General features: G+C 43.4%; 20 protein-coding genes. 6 read left to right on the top strand and 14 right to left on the bottom strand.

The annotated features are described in order from the left end of the window. The first annotated feature begins 179 nt into the window (after window positions 1–179). The 3 genes from ACOJRU_RS12680 (at window position 180) to ACOJRU_RS12690 (ending at window position 1,520) form a co-directional block, all read left to right on the top strand. Entirely contained in the window at window positions 180–485 is a 306-nt protein-coding gene (locus ACOJRU_RS12680) for a hypothetical protein (RefSeq protein WP_421132103.1), read from the top strand. Between the two features lie 23 nt (window positions 486–508). Then, window positions 509–712 carry a hypothetical protein gene (locus ACOJRU_RS12685; RefSeq protein ID WP_421132104.1) on the top strand — a complete coding sequence of 68 codons (204 nt, stop codon included), beginning with the start codon at window positions 509–511 and terminating at the stop codon, window positions 710–712. Window positions 713–863: 151 nt separating this feature from the next. Continuing rightward, window positions 864–1,520 carry a crotonase/enoyl-CoA hydratase family protein gene (locus ACOJRU_RS12690; protein WP_421132105.1) on the top strand — a complete coding sequence of 219 codons (657 nt, stop codon included), beginning with the start codon at window positions 864–866 and terminating at the stop codon, window positions 1,518–1,520. A 140-nt stretch (window positions 1,521–1,660) separates the two neighbouring features. Here the strand turns inward: ACOJRU_RS12690 and ACOJRU_RS12695 are convergent, their stop codons facing one another. The 4 genes from ACOJRU_RS12695 to ACOJRU_RS12710 all read right to left on the bottom strand — a co-directional run bounded on the left by ACOJRU_RS12695 (window position 1,661) and on the right by ACOJRU_RS12710 (window position 5,291). Beyond that, window positions 1,661–2,176: a DUF962 domain-containing protein gene (locus ACOJRU_RS12695; protein ID WP_421132106.1), complete on the bottom strand. Its 516-nt coding sequence runs from the start codon at window positions 2,174–2,176 to the stop codon at window positions 1,661–1,663. 81 nt (window positions 2,177–2,257) lie between these two features. After that, window positions 2,258–3,391 (bottom strand): EAL domain-containing protein, encoded by a 1,134-nt coding sequence (locus tag ACOJRU_RS12700; RefSeq protein WP_421132107.1) that lies wholly within the window; start codon window positions 3,389–3,391, stop codon window positions 2,258–2,260. 147 nt (window positions 3,392–3,538) lie between these two features. After that, a complete protein-coding gene (gene rlmF / locus ACOJRU_RS12705) occupies window positions 3,539–4,456 on the bottom strand; it encodes a 23S rRNA (adenine(1618)-N(6))-methyltransferase RlmF (RefSeq protein ID WP_421132108.1) in 918 nt (305 codons plus the stop codon). Window positions 4,457–4,592: 136 nt separating this feature from the next. Further along, window positions 4,593–5,291 (bottom strand): substrate-binding periplasmic protein, encoded by a 699-nt coding sequence (locus ACOJRU_RS12710; RefSeq protein ID WP_421132109.1) that lies wholly within the window; start codon window positions 5,289–5,291, stop codon window positions 4,593–4,595. Window positions 5,292–5,510: 219 nt separating this feature from the next. Here ACOJRU_RS12710 and ACOJRU_RS12715 point away from each other — a divergent pair, with 219 nt between their 5' ends. Then, a complete protein-coding gene (locus ACOJRU_RS12715; protein WP_421132110.1) occupies window positions 5,511–6,836 on the top strand; it encodes a M24 family metallopeptidase in 1,326 nt (441 codons plus the stop codon). 32 nt (window positions 6,837–6,868) lie between these two features. On the opposite strand, the gene ACOJRU_RS12720 is transcribed toward ACOJRU_RS12715, so the two are convergent. From ACOJRU_RS12720 to ACOJRU_RS12755, 8 genes are all read right to left on the bottom strand, one after another. Then, window positions 6,869–7,981, bottom strand: coding sequence for a hypothetical protein (locus ACOJRU_RS12720; RefSeq protein ID WP_421134768.1), 1,113 nt, complete (start codon window positions 7,979–7,981; stop codon window positions 6,869–6,871). A gap of 62 nt (window positions 7,982–8,043) precedes the next feature. Next, the gene (locus tag ACOJRU_RS12725; RefSeq protein ID WP_421132111.1) at window positions 8,044–8,574 is read right to left on the bottom strand and encodes a DsrE family protein; all 531 of its coding nucleotides are present in this window, start codon (window positions 8,572–8,574) and stop codon (window positions 8,044–8,046) included. Between the two features lie 110 nt (window positions 8,575–8,684). Continuing rightward, a complete protein-coding gene (locus tag ACOJRU_RS12730; RefSeq protein ID WP_421132112.1) occupies window positions 8,685–9,488 on the bottom strand; it encodes a substrate-binding periplasmic protein in 804 nt (267 codons plus the stop codon). A gap of 104 nt (window positions 9,489–9,592) precedes the next feature. Next, entirely contained in the window at window positions 9,593–10,138 is a 546-nt protein-coding gene (gene gloA / locus ACOJRU_RS12735; RefSeq protein ID WP_421132113.1) for a lactoylglutathione lyase, read from the bottom strand. 98 nt (window positions 10,139–10,236) lie between these two features. Continuing rightward, complete coding sequence (locus tag ACOJRU_RS12740) at window positions 10,237–10,824, bottom strand: DUF1456 family protein (protein WP_421132114.1); 588 nt, start codon at window positions 10,822–10,824, stop codon at window positions 10,237–10,239. Between the two features lie 163 nt (window positions 10,825–10,987). Beyond that, window positions 10,988–11,908: a dienelactone hydrolase family protein gene (locus ACOJRU_RS12745; RefSeq protein WP_421132115.1), complete on the bottom strand. Its 921-nt coding sequence runs from the start codon at window positions 11,906–11,908 to the stop codon at window positions 10,988–10,990. A 107-nt stretch (window positions 11,909–12,015) separates the two neighbouring features. Beyond that, on the bottom strand, window positions 12,016–13,137 hold the full coding sequence (locus ACOJRU_RS12750) for a glycosyltransferase (protein WP_421132116.1): 1,122 nt from the start codon (window positions 13,135–13,137) through the stop codon (window positions 12,016–12,018). Then, a complete protein-coding gene (locus ACOJRU_RS12755; protein ID WP_421132117.1) occupies window positions 13,134–14,039 on the bottom strand; it encodes a glycosyltransferase family A protein in 906 nt (301 codons plus the stop codon). The genes ACOJRU_RS12750 and ACOJRU_RS12755 overlap by 4 nt, the downstream gene beginning before the upstream one ends. Window positions 14,040–14,453: 414 nt before the next feature. Between ACOJRU_RS12755 and ACOJRU_RS12760 the strand changes: the two genes are divergently transcribed. Next, a complete protein-coding gene (locus ACOJRU_RS12760; RefSeq protein WP_421132118.1) occupies window positions 14,454–17,144 on the top strand; it encodes an FG-GAP-like repeat-containing protein in 2,691 nt (896 codons plus the stop codon). 523 nt (window positions 17,145–17,667) lie between these two features. On the opposite strand, the gene ACOJRU_RS12765 is transcribed toward ACOJRU_RS12760, so the two are convergent. Both ACOJRU_RS12765 and ACOJRU_RS12770 read right to left on the bottom strand, forming a co-directional pair. Beyond that, window positions 17,668–18,387, bottom strand: coding sequence for a hypothetical protein (locus ACOJRU_RS12765; protein ID WP_421132119.1), 720 nt, complete (start codon window positions 18,385–18,387; stop codon window positions 17,668–17,670). Window positions 18,388–18,890: 503 nt separating this feature from the next. Beyond that, window positions 18,891–19,217 carry a hypothetical protein gene (locus ACOJRU_RS12770; RefSeq protein WP_421132120.1) on the bottom strand — a complete coding sequence of 109 codons (327 nt, stop codon included), beginning with the start codon at window positions 19,215–19,217 and terminating at the stop codon, window positions 18,891–18,893. A 287-nt stretch (window positions 19,218–19,504) separates the two neighbouring features. On the opposite strand from ACOJRU_RS12770, the gene ACOJRU_RS12775 reads away from it, so the two are divergent. Further along, window positions 19,505–20,101, top strand: coding sequence for an ECF-type sigma factor (locus ACOJRU_RS12775; protein WP_421132121.1), 597 nt, complete (start codon window positions 19,505–19,507; stop codon window positions 20,099–20,101). Window positions 20,102–20,117 lie beyond the last annotated feature (16 nt).

Genomic DNA, 20,117 nt, shown 5'->3' on the forward strand with positions numbered 1-20,117 from the left:
ATTCATGGTTAGCATACAGAGAAACTGCATAGCAAACTACCCGTTTTAACAACCCGCCATCTATTGGGAATGAGGCCAATACTAAAGGCACGCTTTACGATATTTATGTGAACCACCAGCGTACGAAAGAAAGTAAAAGATAGTTCGACAATCATTATTTTGAATAAAGCTCAATGCTTATGACACACATTACGCTGGTGAAAAAGTATCTTCATTTAACACAAACGGTACTTCCAGATATTGCGCGTAACAAGAACTGGCCTATTCACAACGACCATTGCTTTCAGCGCGTTGTACTCGATACGGTATGCCAATGCAGTTGGTATGAGAAAATCCCTTCGCCTGCATATAAACATCTTAGTTACCAGCAAGCGCTTGCAGCGGTGAACCTTTGCGAGCAAATAATGAATAACGAAGTAAATCTTACCGCATTAAACACCGCGTCAAAACGATACAGACGCAAGCAACAGTCCTTTGATTTTTAATGACGGGCCTGGTGGAGGAGTAGATGCCAAAACGTACATCGTTAAACGACGTCGATAAAATAGATAACGTCGACGATATAGAAAATGTTGTTTTTGATAAACGTGAGCAATGGCGCGCTAACAACCAGAAAGCGAGGCGCAGACAGCGACGATACAAAAAAAGAATGGTTAACGAATTAGCTACGCTTGTACAGGTAGACAACATGGACGACAACGAAAACGCATAACAAGGCTGGTCTTTTATGCTCTTTTCGTAGTTCGCTATGTTTTGCATTTACATTACCCATGTCGATAGAGAATAATCACAGGTTAAAAGTGGTTTTGCATACGCACTTTACGAAATAATAGTAAAAGCAGCTTTATAAAGGACAAGAGATTATGGCGTTCAACGCAACAATTGAAAACGACATTTCCGTTATCACCTTTGATGACGGAAAAGTAAATGCAGTAGGCTTTACCCTAATAGAACAGTTTAACAATGCGCTGGACGACGCCGAGAAAAATGCAAAAGCGGTTGTACTTTATGGCGGTGAAGGACGTTTTTGTGGCGGCTTCGATTTAACCGTAATGAAAGATGATGACAAGCAAAAACAGCATAATTTAGTCCAACAAGGCGCAGATCTTATCGTGCGTCTTTATAGCTTCCCGTTACCAGTCATTATTGCCGCCGAAGGGCACAGCATTGCATTAGGGGCTATTTTTCTCATGGCTGCTGATTTACGTATTGGTAAAGATGGTGACACAAAGTACGGCCTGAATGAAACGGCCATAGGCATGGTTTTACCTAGCTTTGGGATGGAATTAGCGAAAGCAAGGCTTGCGCCTACCAAGCTGACTGAAGCGCTTCTTTTCTCTCGAATTTATCAAGGAAATGATGCCGTAGAAGCCGGCTTTTTAGACGCTGCAGTGCCTCAGGAACAGGTACTCAAGACCGCCATGAAGTACGCTGAACAATTAAAAATGCTGCCTTCTCATGCGTTCGCAGAGTCGAAAAAACAGTTGCGTAAGTCTACGCTAGCGCTAATGCGCTCATAGCTGTTGTTTGATAAAGCAGAGTCATTACGACAATAAGTTGTAGATAGTCGGTTGTAGATAGTCGGGTGCAGATAGTGGGGTGTTAACACGCCCCCCTATCGCGACTTTTGATGTATTTCATAGGTGTAGCAACGCAACAACTATCGTGTTGGCCCCACGTTATGCTCTACACTCGCTTTTAATTCGCTTCGAAGACCTATTTCAAAGGCAAGCTCGGTAACCACAAATAACGGCCCAATAACCAGCCCCATGATATCGTCTACAAACGCAGGTTTTTTGCCTTCAAAATAATGGCCGACAAACTGAAGTACCCAACCCGCAATGAATATACCGATAGACACCGACAGCCACGCCCACATAGAAAGTGGCGCTAGCGCATGTGCACCGTATAGCAATGCGCCGGTCAAAATAACCATGGCAATACCGAGCTTTCTATCCAGAAAAAGGTAAAACATATTGCCGGCTAACCAAACAAACAGTGCTGGACTTACAATAATTTGCCCCACAAGCGGCAACGTTACCTCTACCGCCGGCCTGCTTAAAAGCGCAAGCAAGGCAAATACTATAAGAGGAATGCCAACATAATGGGTAAGTATGTTCCGCTTATCACGGTGGTAGTGAGCGTATTCACTAATATGCTGTTCTAAGTTTTTCATAATTTTCTAGGCAATTACTGAGGTAAACAATTGCTTAAGCCTACGCCACACACTACATCAACACTGTCGCCTAACCGACACTTAGCTCATCTCTTTTGCTGCTTTTTCGAGTGGTGCCATCGACGCCTTGATGCTGTCCTTTCGCTTTTCATCAACCGACTCTTCAAGCGGCGTAGGCCTACCAAACAAGTAGCCTTGAAGATAATCCGCTTTTGCATCGATAAGCCACTGTGCTTCTTCTTCTACTTCCACCCCTTCGGCAACAACTTGGATACCATTCAGGCGAGAGATTCGAATTAAATTGGTCACTATGTTTTGTTTGTATGGGTCGTTGTGCACACCTCTGACTAATTCCATATCAATCTTCACATAGTCAGGGCGTAGCGCTTGCATCAAATTAAGTCCAGACCAACCCGAGCCGATATCGTCAAGCGCAACTTGGAAGCCCGCCGTTCGATAAAAACTTAAGATGCCCTTTAAATGGTTAATATCCGTCGCTTTATGCGTTTCAGTCACTTCAAACACTACGTCACTAGGAGTTAAACCAATCTCATTGATAGCTGCTGCAGTAGCACGCAGGCAATAGGCGGGGTCGTAAATACTCGATGGATTAAAATTGATAAATAGCTTACCGCGCAGGTTAGCCCGAGCAGCGCATTCTACGGCAGAACGCCTTGCAACTAAATCTAACGAAAACAGTAAATCAGAGCTTTCCGCTAACTGAAAAGCTAATGCTGGTGGCACTATTGTGTCGTTTTCATCGCGTATTCTAAATAGCCCTTCATGAGCAAATGGAACGTTTTCAGACAACGCGGTTTCAGCGTAAACAATAGGTTGATACCAGGTTTCATAACGACTTTTCTCTACGCTGTCTGCTAACCATTTTGCTTTAAAACGATTTATCAACACGCCGAATGTGGTCATTCGCCCTACGGTCTTCAAGTCTAAGTCGTGATCGCCTTCTGTCGTTGTTACTTTAGTTCCCGCTAGCTCTGGCGCTTCAAGCGCCCCCGCAAGCGAGGTTAAGAATTTAGAGATATCAGCCCTTTGGACTCGCGTTGAGATACAGTGTGTCGTTTCTTGTTTAGACTCAAAACCCAACGAACCGCAGAGCCCTGCAATCTTGCCAAAAGACTCGATGGTGGGTACAAAAATCCAAAATACTGTCTCTTCAAAAAAATAGTCGTCTATTGACTCACAATCAGCACAGTACATGGCAACCCCCAACGTTAGTTGTGTAAAACAAGAACTTCATAATGGCTAATAATACGCGTGGTTAAAATGAAAAGTTTACTTAAGTATTTTGCCGTTTGGAGTGTATGACACCGAGTTATGTAAAATATGCAGCAATATCAACGCCCATTACGTTTTAAATGTCCATGCAACGAATCGACTTTGTTTTTGCCCCTGCCCCATTTCAATGGTTTGACACTGCGACGCCCCGTAGTAATTAATACTCGTATGGATTGGCCGTAAATGCGCAGATTTCGAGACTAAACACGTAAACCAATCTACATTGTGCTTAAACGTAACGCTCTCTTTTATCATTTGTTGGATGAAAGCTAACTCGCCGCCTTCACACCATAGCTCGTTTGCCTGCCCTGCAAAGTTAAGGCGTGTATGTTGCCCGCCTTTCTTGTGTATAACACCGCTTCGCTTAGCTTTATTAACAGTTAGGTTTTTTATTTTCCGCTGAGCCCCGCCATGGGCCTCTTTCGCAGATTTATGAAAAGGCGGGTTACACATGGTAAACGTATACTGGTCGTTAGGCTGAATAATGTGTTCAAATATACACTCTCGCTTTTTTTGCAATCGAACTTCAAACGCACTGGCTAAGCGAGCATTACCGCGAATAATCTTTTGTGCCGACGTGATAGATATAGGGTCGATATCACTTCCCACGAAGCGCCATTGGTAACTGTGCGTTCCAATAATGGGGTAAATAGCGTTTGCCCCGGTGCCAATATCGAGGCCGATAACATCACTTCCCATTGGGATCTTACCCGCATTGCTCGTTGCGAGTAAGTCAGCAACACCATGAATATAGTCTGCCCGACCAGGTACCGGCGGGCATAAGTAGCCTTCGGGAATATCCCAATTATCCACATCATAATAATGCACAAGTAAAGCGGCATTTAACGCTTTAACCGCCTGAGGGTTTGAAAAGTCGATACTTTTGTTTCCGCCTTTTGCATTAATAACGAAGCGGCTAAGGCTTGGATAAACACGGCATAGCGCCTCGATGGGATAACCCTGTTTATGTATATTTCTTGGGTGCATTTACTGTGACTACAAACAATGAATAATGGACGATGTGACCACTACAGGCCAATCAATGTAATTTTCTACACAGTATACCCGAAGGCGCACTGCTAAATGTGAAAAACAACGTCATGGGACATTGAACGCGATTTTGCTAACGCGGCATGGTTAATTGGTATTTTTTATACAGCGGTGAAAGCGTACCGCTATCTCTTAGCTGCTGTAGTCTTTCGTCGAACTGCATTTTTAGTTTTCGACCTTTATCTGTGCGCGCAAAAGACCAGTACAAATCGTAGAACCCCACACTGTGCATACTCATATCGCCATAGTTGGGGTTAGCGAGTAAGGGTAAAAGAATGCTCTGTACATCAACGACATAATCAACCTTTCCTGCATTGAGTAATCTAAGTCCATCCTCTGCCGACTCTACTTCAACGCCCTCGGCTTCATAAGGCAGTGCTGCATGGAATACTTCCTCCTTGTAACCTGAGCGATACGCACCTACCTTATTGCTGGTATCGCAACAAAATGGATATGCCTCATTCTTAACGACCATATAAATGTTTTCGCTTAAAATGGGACGTGCAGACTGATAGTAATCATTAGTTTTAGGTAAGGCACCGGTTAGGTCGATACTCCCATTTTTCAGTGCCCGCAAACTGCGTGCAAAAGAAAGGTACTCAACGTTAATTTCATACTGACCTTCGTCATAAATATGGTTCATTAATTCATGATAAAAGCCTGTACCATCTACATTGGTGAAATTGTCCCATGAGTCAGTTCCCCACACCACGGGTTGGCTGGCAGCCGAATGTATAGTAAAAATAAAAAAAAGAATGATCAGCTTGCGCACAACTCACCTTCACTTCGATCGTGTTTATTTTTAAAGACGTACATAAATCCCTACGTACTGCGTCACTTATAGTAAACGTAAAAACAGCAAAACCTGCTATGACTTACATCAATTGATATAGCATTTTGCGCGTTTACTGTTCATTTTTCAACCACCCCGTTTAGCGTTTAACCAATAACATGATAGATTACTTTTATTCATTCATGATAAGGACAACACATGAAAATTATCGTTACGCTGGCACTCATTCTTACCAGCTTTGCAACGCTCGCCAATGATGTACTTTCGATGAAAGCGCGCAGTGAATTATTAGATAACATACTTATTGAACGGTTTGAACACGTTCTACCGGGCGTGATGCAACGTGAAAACATTGATATGTGGGTAATAATGTCAAGGGAGTACAATGAAGACCCTGTACTTAAAACGATGCTTCCTTCTACATGGCTATCAGCGCGCCGCCATACCATGTTGGTGATATATAACCCAGGGAATGGTGCACCGCTTGAGCGTCTGGCGGTCGCCCGCTATGCCGTTGCAGATTTATTTGAAAAGGCCTGGGACAAAGAAGCAGAACCCGATCAATTCAAAGCACTTGCTGACATCATTGCGAAAAGAGACCCAAAGAAAATTGCGGTTAATATATCGACCTCTTTTGCACTTGGCGATGGCATGAGCGCTACGGAACAAGCGTACTTTTTAGGTGCACTGCCGCAGAAATATAAAGAGCGTGTCGTATCGGGCGAAAAGCTGGCGATTGGCTGGTTAGAGACACGCAGCGCTCTTGAAATGAAACACTACCCTGCTATCGCTAAAATGGGGCATGAACTGATTGCCACTGCATTCTCAAATGATGTCGTTGTGCCTGGCGTAACCACAACCGATGATGTCGTGTGGTGGTTGCGTGACAAAAGTAACGAACTTGGGCTTACCAACTGGTTCCACCCTACCGTATCTATTCAACGTGCAGATAACGAAGTGTTTGACCAAATTAAGGCGTTTAGCAAACGCCCAGGAGAAAACGTTATCCAAGGTGGCGACCTTATCCATGTTGATTTCGGCATTACTTATTTGCGTTTGAATACCGACCAACAGCAGCATGCTTATATTCTAAAGCCAGGCGAAACTGAGGCGCCAGTCGGTTTGGTTGCAGCGTTCGCTAACGCTAACCGCCTTCAAGATATCCTTACAGACAACTTTAAAGCCGGTCGCTCGGGTAATGAGATATTAGCGATGTCTCGCAAGCAAGCTATTGATGAGGGTATCAAACCTGCAATTTATACCCACCCGCTAGGTTTGCATGGGCATGCCGCTGGGCCAACTATTGGCATGTGGGACGCGCAAGAAGGCGTGCCGGTTAAAGGTGATTACCCTATGTATCCAAACACGGCCTACTCTATCGAATTAAATGCCGCATCGTTTGTTCCGGAGTGGAACAAAGAGGTTCGCATCATGTTGGAAGAAGACGCCTTCTTTGATGGCAAGCGTGTGACTTACCTTGATAGCAGACAAAAAACCTTCCACCTGATTTCATCAGAGCAATAGCAGACTCAGCATTGCGTAGCGCCCTACATGCGCTACGCAATTAAATCATGAAGCCAGTTTAACGAGGGCAGTTGCTTTTCTGGTTGGTAAAACAAACGGTTTAACCGCCCAAGTAAATTCACTGAACGACTTGGGTCGTGCTCTTTCACTCTGCTATCGCTTTCGCTTTGCATAAATTCCCAGGGCTGCAGATTTAATGCCTCTATCTCATCACCCTTAACGCCTAAACCTTGCAATGTAGAGAGGATTCGCTCTGTCTTGCTCTCAGCAAGGGGGATTGCACAATGCGCTAACGCCTCGTTCAAAGGGGTATTGATTGCTTCTAAGGTATGATTAATCGCTTGCCACACCATGTCATGGTCAAACGTCCACGCTCTTGGTGCATAATACCCGATTACTTCCCATTCTATCTCTGCATTACTAACCGCTATCGAGCTTTCTGCTATAGGGCAGTAAGACAAGTCGGGACGCGCGCCAATGTTGTAAGCATCAGCACTCATTGACACACAAATGATCAAGTCACCACATGCCACTTTATTTTGATAAAGCGCCTCAAACGCCGCCCGCTTAACCCCCATCCAACCATGGACGCGCGAGGGTTGCTCTATAAAATGCCTAATGTCGTCAGGAAGATCTTCTCCATAGCGGTTTATCATTAATGGCAACGGGTTTTGATTAGGTGCTTCCTCTGGAAGCCATACTTCATATTCTTGGCGATCATCGCCCTTGCCGCGGCTTTTTATACCGTAAGACAAGTTTACCGGCCGACAGATGCTCCTGTCTTCATCCACTTTATGAAAGTATTCAGAGCGCATGCGTTTTATAAAAGGGGCGTTAAGCCCTGCAAGCGCAGCTGTTGGGTATCGATAACCTATCTCACTGTTATCGACGAACTTAAGCCCCTTTGCGGCATTGACCAAATGTTTTTTTATCCCTTCTAAATGGTGCACGCTGGGCACAATAATGCTTCTTTCTGGCTCTATGGTAAGCCGTGCGCCCTCTGGCGTAATAAATTTAGGTGTTTTGTGAAACTCAAGCTCACTAATACCAAGCCCCGCAACAGCCTCATCACGAAAACGTGCTAATTGATTGAATAACGCAGTGTGATTGCGAATATGCTTAAAAAGCGGTCTATTCCGTGTCATCTCTTCATTCCATGTCATCATTTAGGCAATGGCACCCATATCCCCGATGCCAATGACTATTACTAAAACGGGTTTGTGGTGTAACCGTTCATGCTCAATTGCGCATGGGCTGTCATCGCAGAAAGTGCAATTTCTACCCCATCCACTACCATGTCGTTTGTTACGCCGTTTGCCGCCGCAGACTGACCACAAACAATAACGCGTACACCATGCTTCATAAGTTCATTCAAAAGCGTGACATTACTATTACTGCTTCCTTTTTTATTTTGATAATGCGTATGCGTGAGAACATCGAGCGTAGCGGAACCATGAACGACCAAGGCTAATTTTATATTCTCAGCTTTCACACCATTGGCTACGTGCATATTCAAAAAACGCGCTAGCGAGTCAAACTTTCGGTTTACTTTTCCGGTGTCGGCACCACCGGCCACATCAAATGCAATGTGAAACTGCGTGTTCGCAGGCAGTGTAATACCTTCGACTGGCGCATGTTTACCATAATTTGAAATTAACGGGCCCGTTGCAAACTCTGCGCTATACGCAAAAGAAGACAATAATAATGAAGCTACACTCGCACCAAAAAAGGTTTTCATACACTTACCCCACATGAATACATAAAAGAGAGACTAACGTATATCGTTTTGTAAGCAATGAAAACGGTATTGCGTAAATATCGACAAAGAAGGGGAATAAAGGAGGAAAATTAACAGTTTGGTTTTTTAGGGAATGACACTTTCAGGCTATGCTCGGTAAGTAGTTTCTCAAATGCCCCGTTGCTTTTTTGCGTTGACATAATGCTGTCAAAGTCACGTTTCACGGGCGCAAGTGCCCTGCGAAATGCAACGTGTAAAGAAACGTTACTTGTAGGGTGAGGCGATTGATAAATGGTGGCATGACAATTAGAAGGTTTTGAAAAAGCGCTCCAGGCATTGTAATTATTCAGTACGGCGAAATCGCAACGTTTGGCGATTAGCATTGCAGCCATTAATGCTTGATTGGTCGAATCGATACGCCTTAACGCCCCATCTTCAAAACGCTGCGTAATACCGCTATAGATATAGCGCTCTTGTGTGCAAACAGTTTGCCCAGTGAGCGATGTTAAAGAGAAGTCTTTAGGAAAGGGGCTTGTGCTATACAAGTAGGTTTCATGGTCGATTATCACATCAGAAAAAATAAAACTATCGGGCTTTTGTAACCACCGAGGACTAATGACCAGCATATCAACCTTATCATTAAGAAGAAATTCTTCGCTTCTTAGCTGGTTTGAATCAATATATTCAAATGAATAGCCTAATTCGCGCTCCATTGCGTTGAACAGGTCACGAACCACACCCTGATAATCTTCAGAGACATCATCGAAATACAAATAGGGATAAGACCCAGGAGAGTTGATCGCTACTTTAAGCTGTTTTGAAGCGTCTCGTTCGCCGCCTGCAACAGGAAGTGTATTACCTATAAATAAGGCAATGAAAAAGACCGAAATGATACACAGTCGAAACACGTTCACTAGTAATGACCTAGCATACTCTTGTTATTATTTGACCAGTGTAATGTATTGTGCCCCTTAGGTTAACTTTTATTTACGCTAGGGACACACTGTTGTATTTACTTTTAGGTGACATGCGGCGCACATGTGTTTGCTACTGTGTTAGCGTCAAAGATTTCAATCCAGTATCCGTCTGGGTCTTTTATAAAAGCAATGCCTTTCATAGCACCGTCGTTGAGCCCCTTTTGAAAAGGTACACCCAGCGCTTCAAACCGCGCACAGGCTGCGTCTGCATCAGGGACATGAAACCCGATGTGACCAAACCCTTTAGGTTCTGAGTTTCCGCTATGATAGGTTTTATTATCTGCGGTGTCAGACCAATTATGGGTTAACTCAAGCATAGCCGGACGCCCGAAAGTTTGCGCAGTGCGCAGTTCGTCATTGTGACTAATATCAGAAAAATCATTGCCTGCCGCTAAAAAATACAAGCTAAATTGCATGTCTTCAAAATCAAGACGTTTTAGTAACGTCATCCCCATCACGCGAGTATAAAAATCTAAGCTTCTTGCAGGCTCTGCAATACGCAACATCGTTTGGTTAAAGACAAACCCTTTCGTTGCTTCATCTTGTTGCTCACACAACCCTTCTGCGCTATCAAAATGTCTACTCATCACTATCCTTTTCCATATTCGGGGGGCAATGTTAAAGCATGGAGGCAAGCACTCATAATTCAACCGCTAGACGGCAGTGGTATGCGCCTAACTGCCGCTTAAGACAACTTTCCCCATACATCATTGTTTTTTTGAGGTTGCTGTTTTTCCTTACGCACTCGACTTTCGGTTTTCGCTTTTTCTCGAAGCGCATCTTTAGAATGTGCCGTGTGACGTGCGTCTGGGCGATATTTTTTAACCATGCCTTGCAGCAAGTTACGGACAACCTGATCGCCTGCTGGCTTGTAGTTGCGATGGTCAGGCTTTCTGAAGAACGCGGAAAGCTCACCCTTACTTAATCTAAAATCGGCGAGTTTAAGCATGGCAAGCATGTCTTCGTCTTTATAGCTCATCGCGATTCTAATTTTTCGTAATACTTCGTTATTACTCAGACGCTCGCTGCCTTGTAATACCTTTGGTTCTACCCCTTCCTGCTTTCCTCGCTGCTTGATAATAAGCCCATCAAGAAACAACGAGATAATCTTATCTCTGCACGGAAGGTACCCTTTTTCTCCTTCCTTTTTCATGACGCTGTGCAAATAGTCGATATCCATATCGTAGTTCACGAGTTTAAAAATACTGATAGCTGCGGTGTCGTTAATGGCAAGCGCATAACGAATTCGACGTAATACATCGTTGTGGATCATTGGATGAGACCTTAATTGAGGGAACCTTGTTGGCAGTCTTTCATTTTATCTCATTTATAAAATTACCGCGAACCAAAGTTTGTATCATCCACCTCAAGGTTATAATGCGCCAGAAGTGAAAAAGGCCGGTTACCCGACCCTTTTCCTAAAACAAAAAAGTACATTAACTACGCAAATGCTTGTCAAAGAATGCTACCGTTCGTTGCCACGCCATCTCGGCATCGCTCGGACTATACCTGCTGGTTGAATCGTTGTGGAAACCATGTTGCGCCCCTTTGTAAACGTGGGCGGTATAGTCAGCATTGTTGCTTTTCAATACATTTTCATAGTCGGGCCACGTCGCGTTTACGCGCTGATCTTTTTCTCCAAATTGAAGCAGCAATGGCCCTTTTACGTTTTTTTGTAAGTCGCCCTTTGCTGGCGTGCCATAAAAAGGAACGGCGGCATCGATATCATTTGGCATAGTGGCTGCCAAAAAGTTGCTGATATAGCCACCAAAGCAAAACCCCACTACCCCAAGTTTATCTGTCGTTTGGTCGTGTTTTTTTAACCACATTGCAGCGGCGGTAAAGTCTTGCTCAATTTTGTCTCTGTCTAAACTGCGCTGCATGGCTCGCCCGTCATCATCATTTCCTGGGTAGCCCCCTAAAGGAAATAGCGCATCAGGTGCAAATGCAATAAAACCCTGTAAGGCTAAACGCCTGGCGACATCTTTAATGTAGGGGTTTAGCCCTCTGTTTTCGTGCACTACTAAAACAGCCGGCGCCAACGTGTTGTCGTTTAGTCCTGTCGGAACCACTAAATAACCGCCGCCCGTTCCATGTCCATTCAAAGAATCAAACTCTTGGTAGGTAGCCTTAATGGCAGGGTTATTAAATGATACTTGCTCGGCTTTTGCGTAGTCAGGAATAAGCGCGCTGCCGATGATGCCTGCCGACAGGCCGGCTATAGAAAGTGATGCGAGACGAGTAAGAAAGGTGCGCCTATCAATATCACCATGTGCATATTCGTCATACCAATCGAACGCTTCTTGAGGAATCGACATATCGTTTGGTTGTGTGCGGTGCTCAGTTGAGTCATTCATTGAACAGGCCTTTGCTATTTATGTTTTAGTAAGCTAATACATACGGCTTTTGTTCATTTTTAGCGCACAGTCGGCCGATAAGCAAACCTCGTTTTCTTGAAAGACTCTTATTGCCCAGCGCTAGCGATTATCTGCTCATATATTTTCGAAAGACGTTGGCTTTGAATTTTTGCATTAAAATTTTCTAAAATATGCGCTCGTGCGTTTTGGCCATAAGCCTCTCGCAGTGCATCATCTTGCAATAGTGTTAACAACGCGTCACTCAACTTCTCTGACGATATATCTTCAACGAGCAAGCCTGTTTTGTCATGCACAACAACCTCACTTACCCCACCGGTATCAAATGCGACAACTGGCGTATTCATCGCTTGCGATTCCATACATACCGTAGAAAGCCCCTCTTCATTACCTCGCTTCATGACAATGCTCGGAAGACACGTTAGCCATGTTTCATCCATCAGCGCTTTAACCTGTGCCTTACTCTGCGCCCCTAAGAAGGTAACGTTTGCCACATCGTTCGCTATTTTCTTAAGCGAGGTTTCATAAGTACCGTATCCGGCAATCAGTAAACGCGCTTCGGGAACAACCTGCTGTATACGTTTAAACGCGTGCAGTAAAAACTGACACCCTTTTTGCTCTATTAATCGGCCAACGAAAAGAATGGTTGGAACGTCAGACTTTCTACCAGAGGGAACAAAATAGTCGGTTTCAATACCGGTGTAATGCTGAATAATTTTCTCAGGCGGGCAATGTCGCGCGATAAGTTTACGTTCAATAAATTTAGACGCTGCAATAACTTTAGCAGACACGGTAAACGCCACTTCACGATGTTTTTGCCCATAAGAAAATTTGTCTTTTTGGGTAATATCAGACCCATGAAAGGTGGTAACCAATGGCAACTTCAATTGTTTAGCAAAAGCCGCACAATAAAAACCACCCTTGCCAAAATGAGCGTGAATAATATCTGGCGTCTCGGCTTTTATCGCACCTAGCCAACGAGGGTGAATATAACCCGTTGTTTCAAATAGCAACTTAAACAACTTCGGGAAAGATGAAAAATCACTTAACACACAATGGCGATTGCCCTTGATAAGCTCAATCCCGGTATTGTCTTTTGCGAAACCCAAAAATATGGGCTTTTTGTCGCGTAACTGTAAAGCCTGCGTTGCCACAAACGTATTAGAACGTGGCAATACCTTTTTGGTGAATATAAGGACGTTATGTGTCATCGCTGATTCTGGCGTATTTTGCTGCGCACCTCAGAGACTTTTGAATCTTGGGCATAACGCCCTTTAGTCACGTGATGGATATGAAAAACGCCGTCTATGTCTTTTGGCGCACCATCAGTACCCAGTAGCCAACGAAATGCGGTATCTTCATAGGTTTTGCGCCATCGTGTTGATTCGGTCTGAAACATAAACAAGCGGTCGCAATACCCTATCGCTCTGGCTACATCACCATGTACGATTTGAAAAGGTCCTCTTGCTTTATCTCGTGTTTTGTCGCGCTGATAGGTAGTAAACTTATCGACCGGGATATCAACCACCTGCAACCCTGCATCAGCGCGCAACATGGGGTCATCATCCTCTAGCATCTCTGTGATTTTTTCTTCTTTAGGAAAGAACAACAACCCCTTTTCCTGTTGAAAGCTATCGGCAAAAGAATCTAAGCAGTTTTCATGAAAAATAATGTCGCAATCAGTAAACCAAATCCAATCTGCCTTCGTGGATTGCGCTGCCATGTTGCGCCCTATTCCCCTTCTAAAAAGTTTAGGCTTTGAAATTTCTTGAAAATTCCACTTAACATTGGGTACATCAATCTTCTCGAAATACGCCAGTACCGCAGCGGTTTTCTCATCTTCTTGCGAATAAAACACGGTAACCGTAAGGGTTAATTTCGTAGGTGGATAATTAACATATGAGCTAAGTTGGTAGGTCAGCATATTGGCATACCCCCAGCAATGGCTCACTATTTCTAAGTTAATTTTTCCTTGGCACGCTTTACGTTCAGTTTCAGAAGGAATGTTTGCTCTTAACCAACGCTGTGGAAGAATGCGGCCAAATACCAGCCGGTACGCTTGAATAAAAAACGTATTAAATATATGCGCTGAATATGTTTTTGTTGTTTTCATGGTTTAATTCAAGCCACCTTGGTTGTTAACTGGCCATACCCACACAATATGAATATGACATGTGGTCAGCCCCGTATTATTGTTCTGTCGCTACAACATTCCCAATGACACCGGTTACGTCTAACACACCCAGCGGATTATAAGGACAATTTGCAGTATTTGCCACCCAGCGTTTCAGCTGACTTAAGCGTTGAAGCGCACGTTAACGCACGTTATGAGAGACGGTTTGAACGTATACCAGTTATCTATTCTTCGACCTCATACGAGCTTTAAGAACGGGCTACTCTCAAATTAATGAAAATAATGTTTTTAACGTAACGTAAAAGCATTAACCTATGCGCTCACCATAAATTAATGAGCTACCTCGTTGCGCTTATAGCAAGCTAGGTAGCTTCAACATCAAGGATGACGTATATGCGCTTGTTTGCATTCCTTTTCGTTTGTAGTGCTTTGCTAACCGGCTGTGGCGGCGGTGGCGGAAGCGATAATGGCGGCGGTAATACGCCCCCTCCCACACAGGTAACGAACAACATCGTTGCAATATGGACGTTTGTTTACCCCAACCAATGCGTCGAAACCTATGAATTTGAAGCAAACGGTAACTTTGAAATTAATTCTGCCGATTCATTTATTGCGGGTCGCTATCAATTTGATAGTACGGTTGACGCAGGAAGCAGACATTCGCTGACGCTAACCGTTGAACAACAAAATGTAGAAAACGACTGTGAAAACAGCTACGAAGATGTCGTAGGGGGTGTATTAAACTTATACGCCAGTTTTAGTGGAAACAGTATGCAGTGGTTTGAGAACGAAACGGGTGGTACTTCACTGATTGCACTGCAGCGCGCAGCCCGCTTATCGGTTTCTAATGTACCGAATAATATCGCAGTAGGAAGCGAGTTGTCGTTCAACGTTCAAAAAGACAGTGATTCACAATCTCCTATTACGTTACTTTATGGCCCCGCAGGAACCACAATATCTGCAAGCGGCAACGTTAGCTGGACGGCGTCGTTACCTATGATAGCAGAGACAAACACCGTTACATTTGCTTTTACAAGCAACGACGTAATAGACCCAATATCTGTTGATGTAAATGTTTCGTTCGATGATTTCACCCCCCCAACGGTAAGAAAAGGTATCGACATCGCCTATTACCCGGGCGGCATGCAAATAGGTGATTTTGATAGTAACGGCGAACCTGAAATTGTTGTGCTAGACCAATTGGGCACGCTGTCTTTTATTCAGGCAAATGGCAGTGAATACGAAAGCACGTTTACCTATCCGTATTCATTAAATAGCGCCGGAAATGCAACCAGACTCTCAGTTTACGATGCCAATGGCGACGGCAATGAAGAGGTTTATGTACTCGGTAAAAAAGCGGTGTATTACATCAGCGATGTTAACAAACCTCCGCAAGTCGTATATTCATCGTCAACAGACATGTCGAATTTCTTGGTGCGAAATATTGATAGCGATGCCGCCCCAGAGCTTATCGTTTTGTTCGAAGAGCGGTCTAGCGAATCGGACATTGTCGTGCTAGATGATGACTTCACAACCGAACTGCTTGGTACCACAATAAGTGTCGACGACCGAATAGAATTTGACGTTGCGAATGTTGACAGCGACAGCGCACTAGAGCTTGTTATTTCTTCAGGACAAGTCTTTGACTTAGGCTCTGGAGACATACAGTGGAACAATGGCCAAGGCTTCGGCCGAGTACTAACCACCGGCGATGTAAACAACGATGGCATTGATGAAATCATTGCGGCATTAAATTGGACGTCACTGATCGTTTGGAACGCTGATGCGCAATCTCAAATAGCGACGATTGAAAATGACGATAACTGTAGCGTGGTTGCTGCTGACATTGATGCCGACGGTGCTGATGAAATCATTTTAGGGGATTGCCAGAGGGGGAATATTACCGCTTATGACATAACGGGTGACACGTACTCACAAGCATGGACACTGCCTTTAATTAGTCATGGCAGCGAAAGCTTGGCGGTGGGTGATACTAACGGTAATGGTCAGCTTGAACTTGTATGGGGTACCGGCGGCTCGACTACGGGTGAAGACCAAGTTGTCGTAGCGTCGCTTAGCCCCGCGCCAGAGGTGCTTTGGTTTAATGAAAACCCAGCACAACTGGACAGCTTTTACCCTGTTGGTTGGGCTAATATATCGCCTGCTGAACAAGCCGCTGTTTATGTTATCCCTGAGACCGACAGTGGATACAACGGACAACGTTACGCACTAATGACATCAGAAGGCAACGTTACGGTAAGCGAAGAAATATCGACAAACTGGAGCAGAGAGTACAAAGGTATTATTGGTGACAGCAATGCTGATGGCTACGATGAACTCTTTTTACTCGGCGCCGATTTGTATGATCCACGCGTGGATGTCATTAATTTAGATTCAGGTATTAGTCAGTGGCAAATAGGTGGCGATAGCTTCGACAGCGACTTCAGCGCAATCCACGTGGCCGATATTAATAACGACGGAAACGACGACCTTTTATTGGCCGATGAAGAAATTCTAACTATCTATGACATTAGCAATGACACGGTCATCGATACGTGGTCAACGGGTGCCCGTATTTATAATGTTACGACAGTAAAAGACAGTGATGATAACAACGTTATCATTGTTGGTTCGTGGAATGGTTTGGTAGCACTTAACATAAACAGCGGTAACTCGCTGACGATGAGAGCAAGCAATTCAGCGGCACGCGCTTGTAGCTACATGCTTGAAGCAGCTACCGAAGATGCATTTTTATGTGGAACGCAAGATTATAGCGAGGGCGGCGTTACCACTTACAGCCTTAATTTGAGCGAGATGGCTTATGTGCCTATTAACCGCGAATTCACTGGTATGGTGAACGTACCCAATTCGAATAACGTATTGATTGCCGAAATACCAGAATTCGGCTATTACAGTGCTAATGAAACGTTGCTGACCGAGATAGATACAACAACAGGTGGCGTCGTGTGGCAAAGTGCAGCATTGTCTGGAAGAGGGGTAATTAACTCACTTAAACTTGGCAACCCAAATGGCAACAGTTCCGTGCTTATGGGAACGGGGTCTGGGATGGTGTCAACACACTAATCACGTATTAATAGGTAACGCAGTAAATTTAAAAAGGGGCTAATGCCCCTTTTTTTGTGGGGTGCTAAAACACTCATACCGTTTAAAATCAGACAAGCGTTTTACACGTACCCCCTTGCTAAAAAATACTTTCCATTCAGATATTTATTTACACTCCATAAGCAAGAATGTATCAACTTTTAAGCATGTTCAATTAAAATAAACACTGTATTCAGAAAAATGTTATCAATCTATACTTATTCCTGAGCTGTTTAGCGCTAATCAAATACTAAGAGTGATTTTGAAACAGGTACTCTTGGGTCCTCTCTGTCGAGTCAACCTTTCAACGAAGAGCCTAAACCTTAGAATATGGCATAGATTGTATAAAGTGCTAAGGAAATAAGCCTAAATTGTATGAAAGCAATTATTTCACTACTTAAGAGTCAAACGTAACAATTCAAAGAGGATGGCCGTTGTTGGTATCATGAAAAAACCCCACGAATAAGTGGGGTTTTTAGTAATAATCTATGAGTTTAAAGCAGTATTACTTAGACTTACGGCTCCAGCCCATTACACATAAACTTAGGCCTAAAATTGCTAAAGTGGTAGGTGCAGGCAAATCAGTAGACTGACATTGAGGTAGCGTAGGGTCTTGAGAACAAGTGACGATATCAATTTGTGATGTTAGCAGGTTATCAATACCGAATCCGCCAATATAACCACCAGCTGCTGTTTGAAAGAAATCTACGTCTGTAAATGCGGTATCAGAGATAATGCCAAAGAAACCACGACCAACAGTAGATCTACCAAAAGGCGGATTCTCGAACGTGGAACCTAATACCGACATGGCATATGAATCAGTGCTATCTCCGTCAAGCCAATCAAAGCCAAAAATAAACCTCTGTGAATCGAACTCAATATTAAAGCTAGGACCGCCACTGTTACCCTCTATACCAAAAAATCGACTTCCGTTTACACTCTGATTTGAGCCCAAATTTTGGGTAGGTACTGAATCAACTACGCCGATATTGTCGCTTCTTACGTCAGTAGAAGATACAATAAAATCACCTAAATCAAGCGTAAAACCAGAGGTGAATAAATTTGTCGCCTGACTGTCGAAGGTTTCTTCGATAGTACCAAGCCCGTTGAGCGCGGCGATAAAAGCGGCGCGGTCAGTGTAACTAGTGATTATTGCAGAGTTCGCAATAGCTGGCGTAAACGCAATCGCGAGCAAACAAGTGTTTAATAATTTTTTTATAGACATATTCCAGTTCCTTTAGACAATCTTCGTTATTTTCACATTAGAATTCCAACATATGAAATTAACGTGCCAAAAATAAAAAACAATAAAAATCAAAATCTTAGATATTAATCGCTTCTTTTTTAAATTGAATTTGTAAAAAATTTAGACACTCTATAAATTCACCACTACTCATTAACTAGCGTGCGAGCAGCTACTTGCAGTTGATATACCCAATTCACTAGAAACAGTGATTGTTAACCTGAATTTAAAGCGACTGGTTCGGAAAAGTGCAGCCAAATAAGCGTATTTTCAAAAGGATTCAATTACAAGGTACTTACTGTTGCTATCAAAATTAAGTATATTTGTGATAATTGACGCATAATTGATAGGACTATGAGCCAATACGTCATGCTTAAGGGTATCGTTGAGTTTGAAAAACTAGTGCACTTTACAATTCCCATCAGGCAATGAAAGCTCAATAGTAACACCTTGTTGATATGAGGTTGCCCCTCGAACCACCGACTTTAAGCAGTAACCCTTTTTTCCAAATCAAGAGCGGGCGCACTCATGATATACGTTTGATAACTTGAAGTATTAGTAGGTTTTTTGGGGATACTAAATTCACCGTTTTCATCGGTGTATGCAATGCCTTGCTGCATGTTACGCGCCCCACTTGCGTTGCCGTAACTTGTTGCCGCGGTTACCTTCACGCCCTCTATAGGCGCTTTTGTATCGCTATCAATCACAGTGCCTGTAATGTCAACGCTGTTAATCACTACACGAGGAATTACTGCGCAGGCGGCGATGATGGATAGGCATAGACATACAGTAAGTATATGAAATCGTTTCATTTTAATACTCATCAACTGTTGACGCATCAACGCAACGCCCTTTTATTTAATACCACGTCATTATAGCGAAGATAGCACATCAACGTATCAAGTTGACGTTTCTCTACCCAACGCTTTTTGCATTTATGGTTTTCCACCACACGTTCATTGCGTTAAGCGTTATTAAACTTTGTGTTAATTTTATTCACTTTCACTTTGATTTATTACACTTTTAATTTAAGGTAAAAACGTTTTCCCTTTTCGAGTACAGTCTCAAAAAAAGCTAGGAATTATTCAAGGAATGCGACATGGATGTAGGCACTGTGCATATTACTGATGCTAATTTTACCATTGTTCTTAATCAGTGGGTTATAAACAATGATTTAGAGAGCGCCAACCAACTTCGCAGTATGGTTTACTATCATTTGAAAGGCATTGTTAAAAAGCAAATAAACAGTGCTGCACGCTCACGCGGTTCACAGCATATTGTCGATAAACTCCCGAATACAACGTCCTTACTCCATGACGTCATTATAAAACTTTCTGCACCAGACGAGATTTTTGATAACCGCGAACAATTTTATACATCAATTGCACTTTTTGTTCGCTGGATGTTACAAGACGAACTTAAGAAGCGCCTGGCGAAGAAGCGTAACGATGAATTTTCTTCACCGACACTTTTTACCGACCTGTCTACAGATTCTTACCTCTACGTAAATTTCGATAATGCCCTCACCGCTTTGGAGCGAGCAAATGCACGATGCTACAAAATTGCATTACTGCATTACTATCTCGGTCAAAATGTAGAAGAAATACAAACCCAACTAAGCCTAAGCGGCTCAACGGTATACAGCGAGCTTTCGGCTGCAAAAGCCTTCTTAAAAGTGCAGTGCGCCGCTGCATAGCAAAAAACAATAATTT

The sequence above is a fragment of the Alteromonas algae genome (assembly GCF_049117195.1).
Classification (GTDB): Bacteria; Pseudomonadota; Gammaproteobacteria; order Enterobacterales; family Alteromonadaceae; genus Alteromonas.

Coding starts and splice junctions, on each gene's coding strand:
- ACOJRU_RS12680 (WP_421132103.1), top strand. CDS start 180: ATGACACACATTACGCTGGTGAAAAAGTATCTTCATTTAACACAAACG.
- ACOJRU_RS12685 (WP_421132104.1), top strand. CDS start 509: ATGCCAAAACGTACATCGTTAAACGACGTCGATAAAATAGATAACGTC.
- ACOJRU_RS12690 (WP_421132105.1), top strand. CDS start 864: ATGGCGTTCAACGCAACAATTGAAAACGACATTTCCGTTATCACCTTT.
- ACOJRU_RS12695 (WP_421132106.1), bottom strand. CDS start 2,176: ATGAAAAACTTAGAACAGCATATTAGTGAATACGCTCACTACCACCGT.
- ACOJRU_RS12700 (WP_421132107.1), bottom strand. CDS start 3,391: ATGTACTGTGCTGATTGTGAGTCAATAGACGACTATTTTTTTGAAGAG.
- rlmF (WP_421132108.1), bottom strand. CDS start 4,456: ATGCACCCAAGAAATATACATAAACAGGGTTATCCCATCGAGGCGCTA.
- ACOJRU_RS12715 (WP_421132110.1), top strand. CDS start 5,511: ATGAAAATTATCGTTACGCTGGCACTCATTCTTACCAGCTTTGCAACG.
- ACOJRU_RS12720 (WP_421134768.1), bottom strand. CDS start 7,981: ATGACACGGAATAGACCGCTTTTTAAGCATATTCGCAATCACACTGCG.
- ACOJRU_RS12725 (WP_421132111.1), bottom strand. CDS start 8,574: ATGAAAACCTTTTTTGGTGCGAGTGTAGCTTCATTATTATTGTCTTCT.
- gloA (WP_421132113.1), bottom strand. CDS start 10,138: ATGAGTAGACATTTTGATAGCGCAGAAGGGTTGTGTGAGCAACAAGAT.
- ACOJRU_RS12740 (WP_421132114.1), bottom strand. CDS start 10,824: ATGATCCACAACGATGTATTACGTCGAATTCGTTATGCGCTTGCCATT.
- ACOJRU_RS12745 (WP_421132115.1), bottom strand. CDS start 11,908: ATGAATGACTCAACTGAGCACCGCACACAACCAAACGATATGTCGATT.
- ACOJRU_RS12750 (WP_421132116.1), bottom strand. CDS start 13,137: ATGACACATAACGTCCTTATATTCACCAAAAAGGTATTGCCACGTTCT.
- ACOJRU_RS12755 (WP_421132117.1), bottom strand. CDS start 14,039: ATGAAAACAACAAAAACATATTCAGCGCATATATTTAATACGTTTTTT.
- ACOJRU_RS12760 (WP_421132118.1), top strand. CDS start 14,454: ATGCGCTTGTTTGCATTCCTTTTCGTTTGTAGTGCTTTGCTAACCGGC.
- ACOJRU_RS12765 (WP_421132119.1), bottom strand. CDS start 18,387: ATGTCTATAAAAAAATTATTAAACACTTGTTTGCTCGCGATTGCGTTT.
- ACOJRU_RS12770 (WP_421132120.1), bottom strand. CDS start 19,217: ATGAAACGATTTCATATACTTACTGTATGTCTATGCCTATCCATCATC.
- ACOJRU_RS12775 (WP_421132121.1), top strand. CDS start 19,505: ATGGATGTAGGCACTGTGCATATTACTGATGCTAATTTTACCATTGTT.